The 12,061-nt window shown below is 32.7% G+C and carries 10 protein-coding genes; 1 reads left to right on the top strand and 9 read right to left on the bottom strand.

All coding sequences use genetic code 11. From position 1 onward, the window contains the following. Positions 1-281: 281 nt before the first annotated feature. The 5 genes from ACO5V7_RS01890 to gndA form a co-directional block, all read right to left on the bottom strand. Positions 282-1,076 carry a DUF1189 family protein gene (locus ACO5V7_RS01890; RefSeq protein ID WP_485484832.1) on the bottom strand — a complete coding sequence of 265 codons (795 nt, stop codon included), beginning with the start codon at positions 1,074-1,076 and terminating at the stop codon, positions 282-284. 191 nt (positions 1,077-1,267) lie between these two features. Then, positions 1,268-2,725, bottom strand: a complete 1,458-nt coding sequence (gene zwf, locus ACO5V7_RS01895; RefSeq protein WP_485484833.1) for a glucose-6-phosphate dehydrogenase — start codon at positions 2,723-2,725, stop codon at positions 1,268-1,270. Between the two features lie 136 nt (positions 2,726-2,861). Beyond that, positions 2,862-4,310 carry a sensor histidine kinase gene (locus ACO5V7_RS01900; protein WP_485484834.1) on the bottom strand — a complete coding sequence of 483 codons (1,449 nt, stop codon included), beginning with the start codon at positions 4,308-4,310 and terminating at the stop codon, positions 2,862-2,864. Between the two features lie 10 nt (positions 4,311-4,320). Beyond that, on the bottom strand, positions 4,321-5,016 hold the full coding sequence (locus ACO5V7_RS01905; RefSeq protein WP_298645860.1) for a response regulator transcription factor: 696 nt from the start codon (positions 5,014-5,016) through the stop codon (positions 4,321-4,323). A 169-nt stretch (positions 5,017-5,185) separates the two neighbouring features. Next, positions 5,186-6,619 carry an NADP-dependent phosphogluconate dehydrogenase gene (gndA, locus tag ACO5V7_RS01910; protein WP_485484835.1) on the bottom strand — a complete coding sequence of 478 codons (1,434 nt, stop codon included), beginning with the start codon at positions 6,617-6,619 and terminating at the stop codon, positions 5,186-5,188. A gap of 209 nt (positions 6,620-6,828) precedes the next feature. On the opposite strand from gndA, the gene ACO5V7_RS01915 reads away from it, so the two are divergent. Then, positions 6,829-6,957, top strand: a complete 129-nt coding sequence (locus ACO5V7_RS01915; RefSeq protein ID WP_298645864.1) for a DUF4044 domain-containing protein — start codon at positions 6,829-6,831, stop codon at positions 6,955-6,957. Between the two features lie 47 nt (positions 6,958-7,004). Here ACO5V7_RS01915 and ACO5V7_RS01920 read toward each other — a convergent pair whose 3' ends face one another. From ACO5V7_RS01920 to ACO5V7_RS01935, 4 genes are all read right to left on the bottom strand, one after another. Further along, positions 7,005-8,375, bottom strand: a complete 1,371-nt coding sequence (locus tag ACO5V7_RS01920; protein WP_485484836.1) for an alginate O-acetyltransferase AlgX-related protein — start codon at positions 8,373-8,375, stop codon at positions 7,005-7,007. An 18-nt stretch (positions 8,376-8,393) separates the two neighbouring features. Beyond that, positions 8,394-9,779 (bottom strand): MBOAT family O-acyltransferase, encoded by a 1,386-nt coding sequence (locus tag ACO5V7_RS01925; RefSeq protein ID WP_485484837.1) that lies wholly within the window; start codon positions 9,777-9,779, stop codon positions 8,394-8,396. A 118-nt stretch (positions 9,780-9,897) separates the two neighbouring features. Beyond that, entirely contained in the window at positions 9,898-10,950 is a 1,053-nt protein-coding gene (locus ACO5V7_RS01930; RefSeq protein WP_485484838.1) for a hypothetical protein, read from the bottom strand. Continuing rightward, positions 10,947-12,056: a glycosyltransferase gene (locus ACO5V7_RS01935; RefSeq protein ID WP_485484839.1), complete on the bottom strand. Its 1,110-nt coding sequence runs from the start codon at positions 12,054-12,056 to the stop codon at positions 10,947-10,949. Before ACO5V7_RS01935 ends, ACO5V7_RS01930 begins: the two co-directional genes overlap by 4 nt. Between the last annotated feature and the right edge of the window lie 5 nt (positions 12,057-12,061).

Raw genomic sequence — 12,061 nt, forward strand, 5'->3', positions numbered from 1 at the left:
ACTATCAGATTACTTCGAATCCTTTCGGATTTTTCTATAATCGCTGTAATGGGGTACCGGTTCGAGCCTAAGGTCTCTCACCTTCAAAGCTTCAAAAAGGGAGTAAGGAATCAATTCCTAACTCCCTTTAATTCACTTTTGATACTATTCCCCACTACTGCGATTATAGAATCCGAATGATTCTTCGTAATTTATTCTTTAGTCTCTGCTATTTATTTTTGTAGATTTTCTCAAAAGAAAACCACCTAGAAACTAAAATTAGTTTCTAGGTGGTTTTTAAGTTACTGTTTCTTTTTACTTTCTATATCAATAAATTCTTTCATCCCAAGAAGCCAGTTAAAGGTCGTTGTTACTAATAAGTAATAGAAAATACTGATTCCTCCTCCAACTCCTAAAATGGCAATTAAACTATACAAAACAGCTGGAAGAAAGGCAGCTGCCATCGTTAATTGCTTCGAAACGGAGGTTGGCATTTGAATCCAAGCGCCCATAAATAAAGCTGCAAATAATCGCACAATAAAGCCTACAATAATTAATATTACGTATAATAATAAACTATTGTATACAAACATGAATAACATGACACCCAGTAATACCATCCATAGATTCGAATTAAACTCTTGGATATACTGATGAATCATCTCTTTATTTAATTCACCAATATCACTATAAGAAATTTTTGCTGAATTTAAGACCGTATCTAAGACCATGTGATCTTGTAGGAATGCAATAGTTGGGATTTCTTGGTTAGATTCCGCACTAACATCATTATCTGTAGATTTTCCAGTTGGATCAAACAACACATTAAAGGCGTCCGAACGATACAAGAAACCAGATTGTTGATCAGCAACTAATTTCCCATCCTTTACTGAAAATTCAGGAAATTTTTGTTCTACTACTTTTATATTCTCCGCAATTTTTCCAATAAATTCATTTGCTCGAAGAAAATTCGGAATGGAAATAATAAGGACCAGCAAGAAAAAAATTCCTTTTATCTTTTTCATGGGATTTTGTAAAATAGTCCAAATTTTATTAGGTTTTAATAAACTAAGTCGAATAAATTCTTTAATCGTCATGCGCGCCTCCTATATAGAAAACAGTTTACAGAAAAAGCGTGGCCTTTTCAAGGAAACAGGGTTCTCTGGTGGCCAAATATTCTATGATAATCCTAAAACTTCTCGGCTTTCTAGAGATTTCTTTATTAGAGTCTCCTCGCTTTTTAGGAAACAAAAAAGACTAGGAATTTCCTAGTCTTCATATTTGGCTATTAATCTCTTTCAACCCACTTACGACCTTCACGCTCTAAAAGTTCAAAACTGACTTTTGGTCCTTTGCTTCCAGCAGCATAATTTGGGAACTCTTCAGCAATTTCGCTGTCCCAAGTTTGTCGAATCATATCTACATATTTCCAAGAAGCGGCAACTTCTTCCCAATGAGTGAAGTTTGTCATATCACCTTCGATACAGTCTAAAATTAAACGTTCATAAGCTTCTGGACTTCTTAGAGAGAATGTTTCATCAAAGATTTTTTCTAAATGACTCGTTTGTAGTGCAATGGTATTTCCGACTGCTTTCGAATTAATCACAAAACAGAAGCCCTCACGAGGAGTGATGTGAATTGAAATACGGTTTGAAGGACATCCTTCTACTCCACAGAATAATGGAGAACTTGCTTCCTTAAATACAACATCGATTATCGTTTCTTTGGAATTTAAGCTCTTCCCTGTACGAACATAGAAAGGAACTCCTTGCCAACGTTCATTATCAATTAATACTTTTCCTGCAACAAATGTTTCCATATTCGAATCATCTGCTACATTTGCATCCTCTCGATATCCCTGTTTCAATCCATCTTCGGAAGGTCCATATTGACCACGGACAAAGTTTTCCTTCACTTCTTCGGCAGTATATGGTCGAAGTTGTTCTAAAACTTTGATTTTATTTTTACGGATGTCTCCAAATGAAACAGGTGGCTCCATCGCCACTAAAGCAAGGATTTGTAAAATATGGTTTTGAACCATATCACGAAGTGCACCACTAGTATCGTAATAGCCTCCACGCTCTTCTACACTTACTTGCTCTAACAATGAAATTTGGACATGGTCAATATTTTCTTTATTCCATAATGCCTCAAAAACACGATTTGCAAATCGAACCGCTGAAATATTTTGGATCATTTCTTTTCCTAAATAATGATCGATTCGATAAATTTGATTTTCATCAAATGATTGACGAAGTTGATTATTCAACTCCTGTGCTGATTCAAAATCTTTACCGAATGGTTTTTCAATAATTAAGCGATTATAACCATTTGGTGTTAGTAATTGTTCTGCTTTCAAATGCTCTGTAATCGTCCCAAAGAAATTCGGTGCCATTGCTAGATAAAAGACCCGATTTCCATTGATTTGATAAGTCTCGTCTAATCTTTCAGAAAGCTCTTTTAAAACAACATAATGATGAGTATCATTCACATTATGCGATTGATAGTAAAAATGAGAAAGGAATTGCTTTAATTCTTCTTCTGTCTTCACTAATGACTGAACGGATTTTTTTACAACATCTCTGAAATACTCGTTAGTCCACTCTCTACGTGCTGTCCCAATCACTGCGAAATGATTTTTGATAAATCCTTTTTGAAATAAACGGAATAGCGCTGGATAAAGCTTACGGTGTGCTAAATCGCCTGTTGCTCCAAACAGTGTAATGAGTACATCTTGTTCGCGCATGAGTTGTCCTCCTTGAATCAATATGCAAGCTTATAGCCTGCTTAACGTTAAATACTACTTTTCTAGTTTAAGTTATAAGAATAGAAAAGTAAACTATAAAACGCCCTTCCTTAAGACAAAGAGAGCGATTCATTAGTTATTTTAGAATCGGCAACTTCACTTTAAAAACTGTTCCCTGGTCTAAACGGGATGTCAGACTGATACTTCCGTTGTATCCTTCTATCAATTCTTTTGCAATTGAGAGACCTAATCCATTCCCTCCACGTTCTCTTGAACGTGCTTTATCAACTCGATAGAATCTTGAGAACACTTTCTTTTTATCTTCCTCACTTAACCCCATTCCAAAATCTTGAATTCCAATTTCCACTTGATCCGCTACTGTTGATAAGCTAACGATAATTTCTTTACGATTCGTTGAATATTTGACCGCATTATCCAACAAAATAATAATGACTTGTTCAAAATGATTTCTATAGATAGGCGACAATAAGTCAGCTTTTGAATCAATATCCAAGACAAATGTAAAGTCTGGATACAATACTTTAAAATTAGCCACTATTTGGGTTAAAGTATCCACCACTTCTGTAGTCGCATCTTTATACTGCTCTCTTACTTGAGGGGCTCTAGACAAGTCGAGCATTTCTTGGACAAGTGTTTTCATACGTTTAATTTCTGCTAATGAAGCTTCTAAGGACTCTTCAAGTACCTCTGGATCATCCTTTCCCCATCGATTCAACAGTTTGAGATGCCCTTCGACAATCGCTACTGGCGTTCGTAACTCATGGGAAACATCCTCCACGAAATGTTTTTGCTGAGATATATAAAAACTAATTTTATCTAGTAATTCATTAAACTGTTGAGAAACTACTGCGAATTCATCATTTTTCTTAGGAATAATCAGCCGCTTACTATCAATATTTTCTTCATTAATGGACGCTATAATATCATGAATTTGTTCGATAGGTTTGGAAATAAGTCTAGAGATGAAATAAGCCAACCCAATAGCTACCAAAGCTTCCATAATCAACAATTGGATATATAATTTCTGCAATTGTTTTTTCATTTCTGTTAATTTTGCCATCCGATTAATAATTTGCAAATGACCAATTAGCAAACGATTCGTTCTCGATAAAATCGGCATTGTTACTTGAATGCTTTCTTCTCCTGTCGATAAAGGAACGAATTTGGTTTCTAGCGTACTAGATACTTGCAAAGGATCTTGCCATTGTTGCGTTTGGAAGATTAGTTCCCTACTTGTATCAAATACACGAATGTTTAATTCCTCATTCATTGGATAAAAGCTACTGTTCTTTTTATAGATACCGTTTTGTTCTTGTTCATACTGCTCTGCTTCATTTAAGATAGAAACAATATCCGAAGTCGTTAAATTTTCAAACTTTCTCGAAAGTAAGTCAACAACTACTTGAGCATAAACAATGGTTTGATTTTTTTCGTTTTCACGTAAAGTCATAATTTGACCTTGCATAAGAATAGTAGTTAATATTCCTAACAAGGCAAAAATGGTGGCTGAAATAACCAACCACCATTTTTTTGCTACAGATTTATGTTGATTATTTGAGTTCATAATCTTTTCCTCAACTTCTCATTACATAACCCGTACCACGGACTGTTTGAATGTAACTTTCCTTTCCAGGAATATCTATTTTATTACGGATATATCGTACATAAACATCGATAACATTCGTCTCAACTTCATTTTTATATCCCCAGACTTTTTTCAACAAGATTTCCCTTGATAAAACAATATCAATATTCTCCATTAATAGAAGAAGAAGTTCATACTCTTTTTTAGTTAAGTCAATAACTTCGCCATCTCTTCGCACTACACGATTTTCAACTTCAATGACTAAATCACGGTATTCTACTTTTGTTTGTTTTATATTACGAGATTGTTCTTCCATTTGTAGACGTCTAAATAACGCACGTAATCTAGCTAATATTTCTTCGATTTCAAATGGTTTCACAACATAGTCATCAGCACCTTGATCCAGCCCGACCACTCGATCCATCACCGAATCACGAGCCGTCATAATGATGACCGGTGTTTGTTTTACTTGTCGTAGTCTACGAACAACTTCTAATCCATTCATTTCTGGTAACATTAAATCTAATAAAATAGCATCCCAAGACTCATCAATAGCTGTTTGTAATCCAGTTCTTCCATCTGAGCAAACTTTTGTTTCATATCCTTCGTGCTGTAGTTCTAATTCTACAAAGCGGCTTAAATTTTTTTCATCTTCAATAATTAAAATTCGTTGATTCCCTTGCATCTTTAAACTCCCTTCCATTATTTTTCCTGACAAAATTATCATAACATATTCATGAGTTTCTTAACAGAATTTAATGAAATTTTCTATCACTTTTATATATTTTAATTTACTCTGATTACTTCAATCAAAAAAGTCCTAGCCACATTGGCTAGGACCTAGTCGTTTTTAATTATTGTTCAATTTCTTTTTCTTGTGCCCATTCAAAGTGGAATGTTCCTGGTTTGTCTACACGGTTATAAGTATGTGCTCCGAAGTAGTCACGTTGTGCTTGAATTAAGTTTGCAGGCAATGTTTCTGAACGATATGAATCATAGTATGCTAATGCACTTGAGAATGTTGGAACTGGAATACCAGCACGAACAGCCGTTACAACAACATCACGAACTGCATCTTGATAAGATTCTGTTACATATAAGAAATATTTATCTAATAATAGGTTCTTCAATTGAGGGTCACGTTCGAACGCATCTGTAATCTTTTGTAGGAATTGCGCACGGATGATACATCCAGCACGGAAGATTTTCGCGATTTCGCCGTAGTTTAATTCCCAATCAAACTCTTCACTTGCTACACGCATTTGAGCAAATCCTTGCGCATAACTCATAATTTTAGAGAAGTATAATCCTTTACGAACTTGTTCGATCAAGGCTTGACGTTCTGAATTTGTTAATTCAGGAATCTTCGTTACTGCTAATTCTTTACTTGCTGCAACACGTTCTTCTTTCAATGTAGAAACGAAACGTGCAAATACAGATTCCGTAATCAATGGAAGGGGTATCCCTAAGTCTAATGCGCTTTGTGAAGCCCATTTACCAGTACCTTTATTTCCAGCAGTATCCATGATTACATCAACCATTGGGCGACCTGTCTCAGGATCTTTTTTCGTTAAAATATCCGCTGTGATTTCGATTAAGTAGCTATCTAATTCGCCTTGGTTCCATTCTTTAAAGACTTCAGCGCATTCTTCTACAGATAGCCCACCAACACGACGAAGGATATCGTAACTTTCAGCGATTAATTGCATGTCCCCATATTCGATCCCGTTGTGAACCATTTTTACGTAGTGACCTGCTCCGTTTGGTCCAATGTAAGTGACACATGGAGCGCCATCGTCTGCTTTAGCAGAGATTTCTTCTAAAATTGGTGCTACTAAGTCATAAGCATCTTTTTGTCCACCAGGCATGATGGAAGGTCCTTTTAAGGCTCCCTCTTCTCCACCAGATACACCAGTACCGATAAAATTAATTCCTGAGTTTGCAAGCTCTTCATTACGACGAATTGTATCTTTGAAGAATGTATTTCCTCCATCGATTAAAATATCGCCTTTATCTAGATGTGGAAGCAAACTTTGAATGGTCTTATCTGTAGCTTCACCAGCTTTTACCATTAATAAGATTCTTCTTGGTTTTTCTAAAGATTGTACAAATTCTTCTACTGTATAAGTTGGCACTAATTTTTTTTCTGGATGTAGTGCAACAACCTCATTTGTTTTAGATGATGAACGGTTGAAAATTGAAACACTATATCCACGACTTTCAATATTTAACGCCAAGTTACGTCCCATTACGGCCATACCAACGACACCAATTTGTTGTTTTGACATGAAACTTCCTCCAATTTGATTTATTTAACATGTATATGTTATCAAAAAAAAAGTTCTTTTGAAAGGCTTTTGGCCCTTTTTCTTTTTATACGGATATTTTCATTTCAATAATTTTCATACTTCATCTAATATAGATAATATTTCAGACTAGTAATTCCATCTTTTTTACGGTAAACTAGTAATGAAAATAGATAAAAGGAGCGAGTTTGTTGGTCAGAAAAAAACGTAATCTTTCTACAGTTGAAAAGTTGACACGTGTCGTAGCAGTTCTAATGTTAATCGGTACCTTAGGAGTTATCCTCTTACAATTAGTTTTAACTGTACTTAATTATAAATAGTCCTAAAAAAGCTTAACAGTCTATTAACTGTTAAGCTTTTATTGTATCTATTTACTAACTTTAAATATATAATAATTAGAATTGTTTACTTTTTTATAAATAATGTAGGCATCATTAAGTTCAAAATTCTCTTTCTTTAAAGATAACTCAAAAATATTTTCTTTCTTACTGAAATCATAATACCTATCATTCATCTTTAAATATGCAAACTCAATCTCTTTATTTTCATCTTGAAACTCAATCGTATTAATTAGGTCCTCACTAATAGAAACCTCTTTTTTATCTGTTTCAATCATCTCTAAATGGTTATTAATTGGAGGATTCAGATGAACAGAGTCCATTTTTTCAGTTGCAAAATATTGTTCATGAATAGTGTATTCAGCTACTTCAAAAACTACAATATCTGGTTGAAAAATATTAAAATAATAATCAACATCAAATATATTTTCATAATTATGAACAGCCACGTACTCCTTAAATCGATCTGCTAAAAATTTCTCTCTCCCATTCAAATAACTTCCTTGAAAAACAAGTACATTGGGTAAGTTAGAAGACTCAGATTCATTCTTTATATAACTAAAATGATTTTGTTGATAGTCCCGTTTGACTAAACTATCAAATTCTTCAGTTAAATCTATATAATCTTTATTTTTCAACTCATAAACAGGAACCATTTCATTCACTTCTATTTTTGAAGTAGGTAAATATTGCTCAAATTCTTCGCCAATTGTGAAATCATCTTTATAATGTGGCCTCACTTTTGGAAAATTCTTTGAAATCCATTCTAAAAGATTATTTGTCCCGTAAAAAGCTCCATTATCATTCCAGTGGCCAACGTCATATTGCTTATTATAAACTAATTCTGTCTTCTTTTTTTCTTTTAAAATATCAATATTGTCTATCCATTGAATATTAGCTTCTGACAATCTGTTTTCCACTTGATCTAACCATAAACGATTATAATTGGTTCCTTTAGGTAATTTATCTGTATATACTGAAGTCTTCTCAGGGTTGATGAGAATATAGAATTTTGCTCCTCTAGACTCAACATACTTAGCAACTTTTTGAATTGTTTGAACAAATTTATCTGTATGTTCATTATAACTTTTTTGGTATATATCAAAGAAAATATAATCATCTTCTCCATAAATATAATCAGGGTGAACTAGTGTATGGAACATCTTTAAGTGTATGTCGCTATACCAAGTAATCATTTCTTCTCTAAATCCTAGACGGTCAGAAAGATACTTATTGAAAGTTTCGACAGTATCCGTATTAATAGTTTCTAGAGAAGGAAAATTAGTTAACTTACGATTATCAATTTTAGAAATAAAATCTTTTTCCCAATTAAAGAATGCTAGTGGTAACAATATCAAAACCATAAAAATAGTAATTACGATATTTTTGATTTTTTTCATAATAAGTATTTGCACCTCCTAAAATTGGAAATAAAGAAACGGAGTATAAGAAGAATTAACCATAAACAAGATTGCTAATACGAAAATTGTTAGTAACACAATTTCTTTAACTATCAATCCTAGATTGTTTTTCTCAGTCCATTCTTTAATATTTTTAAAGAATGTTGTTTCAGGAATTACGCTACATATCATTGCAACAATTAATATAACTATTAATTTAAAACTCAAAAAATATTCAAAATTGAAAAATATATCTCCAACGGGATATCCAAATATAGATTGAATATAAATTAGTAATTCCTGCGACGAAGGTAACATAAAAATAATCCATGAAAAGTACACGAAAAGCATCGTGATGATCCATTTTATCAGCTTAGGAGTATGAATGTACCATTTTTTATTTCTAATATATTTTTCAAGCATACTAATGATTCCGTGTAAGAGGCCCCAAATAACAAAATTCCAAGTAGAACCGTGCCAAATACCCGTAATTACAAATACTATAAAGAGATTTAAATACACATTTTTTTTGTTTCCCCCTAATGGAATATAAATGTAATTTTTAAACCATGCCCCTAAGGACACATGCCATCTTCTCCAAAATTCACCAATCGATGTTGAAATGTATGGATGATTAAAGTTTTCAAATAAATTAAACCCAAATATATTACTAATACCTATAGCGATATCTGAATAGCCCGAAAAATCATAATAAATTTGGAAAAAATAACAAAGTGCTCCAAACAGAGCTGTAGGTGAATCTATTCCAAAATTTAAATTATAAGTGATTTTTAGAACCGTAGCTCCTAAAGTATCAGCTATAATCGCTTTTTTTGCAAAACCTACCATTATTCGATTAATCCCTTTAAAAAAGAGCTCTGAACTATGTAGTCGTTTTTCTAGTTGAGGCGCAAAATCTCTCCACAAAACGATTGGTCCCGATAACACTTTTGGAAAGAAAAAAATAAATAAAAATACCTCTAATAGTGATTTTGATTTTTCTCGATTCGTATAAACATCAACTAAATATGAAATAGCTTCAAAAGTAATAAAAGATAGTCCTAATGGCATGGCTACAGAATCTAAAAAGTGATTGTTAAATACACGTGAGAAAAAACCAGTATATTTAAAATAACTTAAGAGTAAGACTAATGAAGCGATTTCTAAACCCAGAAGGCCCTTCGTTTTCTTAAATTCAAGGAGCTTTGCAAATAAATGTATAGTAGCAGTTAATCCTAAAACTAACACAAGTGGTCTAAGTCCCCCAAAAGAATAGAAAGCAAGACTTACTAATATCAAAATACTATTTTGAAGGGATATTTTTTTAAAGGGTATTGACAAATAATAGATGATAATCGATAGTGGCAATAACGCAAAAATAAACGGTGTACTTGTAAATGACATATTAATCTCCTATTCGTAATTTCTCTTACCAAAATATAAAACTCTAGAAAGGAAACAATGGTAATTCTTTATTGGTACGAAATCGTTATACCACCTTTGTTCTTTAGATGCAAAAAGATTAAAAAACTTCTCCCGTTATAGGTTCTAATTTTTCAGGAAATGGATATAAATATTCAGCTAATTCTTTATTAATAACTTCAATTTCTCTCTCATAATCAGTACTGCGGCTAAATATTCTTAAGTTGTTTATGGATTGATTTGGATTTAAATAGGCTTTTGGTAATGTATGATCATTTGAATCTAAATTCAGATAAGATTCTATTTTTGAAACTACATCATCATAATGGATAATCAAATCTTCAAAATTAATTCTTAAACAATGTCCCTTCGTTTCTATCTCTGATTCACGAACAGCTCTGTAATATTTACAAAAATCATGTACATCTAAAGGATAGGGCACCTCACTCCCCATGGGTGCCCAATAGTATTTATTAGAAATATATACATCTCTAGGATCTCTTTGAACAAGTATAGGGAAAACATTTTCTATTTCATATTTCTCAAAGGAACTTAGATTATGAGGAAGTAACAGTTGGTCTAAAACGATGTCTTGATTATTGGTATTAATTTCATTAATAACATTTCTTATAAATTGTTTACTTTTTTCGTAAAATTCTTTTTCAGACAGAATACTTATTTCAAGTTTTTGTACATTCTTCTTTTTGGGTTGTATCTTCAAATTTAATAATTTAGATCCTCGATTCCTCAAAGACCTCATTAAATAAACTAGATAAGACGGTTTGTCATATATATACCAATTTCCTTCAAAACTAACTGTATTAATAGAATTAAGATATTCGTCAACTATTTCCAGAAAATCTTTCGACACCGCATGATTATATCCTGCTGGCCACCAACCTCGATATACAAATAAGTTTCGCATTAAACTTCTAAATGTCTTTATAGCCTCATCGCTTCGAATGGCATTATTATTATGTAATAATTTCTGTTCTAAATCAAAAAGTCCTCCAGGAGCGTGCAAAAAAATATATTCAAAATCTGCGTTTTTGGTGTTTAAACATGGATACTCACGCAATAAATCCGTAACTGCTGAAGAACCGCTCCCCATATATCCTGTCGGAATAATGATTTTATGCTCACTCATTGTCATTGAATCCCTTCTAATATTTCTTCAAATTTCTTTACTTGCTCGGAAACATCAAATTTACTCACTAGTTTTCTACAATTTTCTGGTTGGATTATTCTGTCCTCTTTACTCTTTGAAAGTTCTTTTATTAAATAATCTCTACAGTCATTTTTACAAGCAGAGACAAAACCACACTCTCCATTATTGGATAATTCCATTGTTCCTCCAACTGGCGTGCTCACAAATCCTACTCCTAATGATAGCCCCTCAACAAATACTGTTGGAAACCCTTCAGCATGAGATAGCATAACGATAAAAGATGCAGATTTGATATAAGGATAGGGATTAGAAACATAACCCAGAGGAATTAAATTGTTTTCTAGCGAGTGCTCTTTAATAAAACTTTGAACATACTCATCTAATTCTCCTGATCCAAGTAAATAGAGTTTTTTATTTGGAAAACGATCCACAATACCTAAAAATAAATCCAACAATTCAAGGATTCCTTTACTTTTTTCCACTCTGCCGAGAAACAAAAGGCTATCTTCTTCAATAGAAAACTCGGGAGATTCATTTGATTTTAAAGAAATCTCACTAAAATCATATCCGTTGTTCAACAAAATCATTTTATTTGTATACATCGGAAACACTTTCTTCAGTGAATCATAAGTAAGATCAGATATTGCAACAATTTTATTCACATTTTTTAACGAGGCTATCATCTTTTTTTTATTTCGTTCTTCTTCGAGAAGATTATAGACACTCCCATGATTCCAAGCAATTGTCTTTGCATCTTTACTTAAGCAAAAAACAGGGTATAGGTAATTGAAAGCAATCTCATAATCATACGTCTTATTTTTTGTTCGCATAGCTCTCAAAATAAATGGTGCATACTTTAGAAATTGCCATTTTATAAAATTAACTATTTTGTTGTCTTTAAAAGAATTCATAATCGGTTTTAATATCTTTGTATTCGAATGAATTTTTTCAGTATGGTTTCCAAATTTTCCAATTTCTAAGATATCAATTTCATATTCTTCTTGAGGTAGCGCTCGAGTAAGAGTAGAAAGCATTTTTTCTGCTCCTCCCCCCATACTAAATGTCCAAGTAATAAATAAAATTTTTCTCATAATTA

It is taken from the genome of Granulicatella sp., from assembly GCF_057274575.1.

What these genes read in the sequence shown, in the direction of transcription:
- ACO5V7_RS01890 (WP_485484832.1), bottom strand. Translation starts at nt 1,076, where the DNA reads ATGACGATTAAAGAATTTATTCGACTTAGTTTATTAAAACCTAATAAA.
- zwf (WP_485484833.1), bottom strand. Translation starts at nt 2,725, where the DNA reads ATGCGCGAACAAGATGTACTCATTACACTGTTTGGAGCAACAGGCGAT.
- ACO5V7_RS01900 (WP_485484834.1), bottom strand. Translation starts at nt 4,310, where the DNA reads ATGAACTCAAATAATCAACATAAATCTGTAGCAAAAAAATGGTGGTTG.
- ACO5V7_RS01905 (WP_298645860.1), bottom strand. Translation starts at nt 5,016, where the DNA reads ATGCAAGGGAATCAACGAATTTTAATTATTGAAGATGAAAAAAATTTA.
- gndA (WP_485484835.1), bottom strand. Translation starts at nt 6,619, where the DNA reads ATGTCAAAACAACAAATTGGTGTCGTTGGTATGGCCGTAATGGGACGT.
- ACO5V7_RS01920 (WP_485484836.1), bottom strand. Translation starts at nt 8,375, where the DNA reads ATGAAAAAAATCAAAAATATCGTAATTACTATTTTTATGGTTTTGATA.
- ACO5V7_RS01925 (WP_485484837.1), bottom strand. Translation starts at nt 9,779, where the DNA reads ATGTCATTTACAAGTACACCGTTTATTTTTGCGTTATTGCCACTATCG.
- ACO5V7_RS01930 (WP_485484838.1), bottom strand. Translation starts at nt 10,950, where the DNA reads ATGACAATGAGTGAGCATAAAATCATTATTCCGACAGGATATATGGGG.
- ACO5V7_RS01935 (WP_485484839.1), bottom strand. Translation starts at nt 12,056, where the DNA reads ATGAGAAAAATTTTATTTATTACTTGGACATTTAGTATGGGGGGAGGA.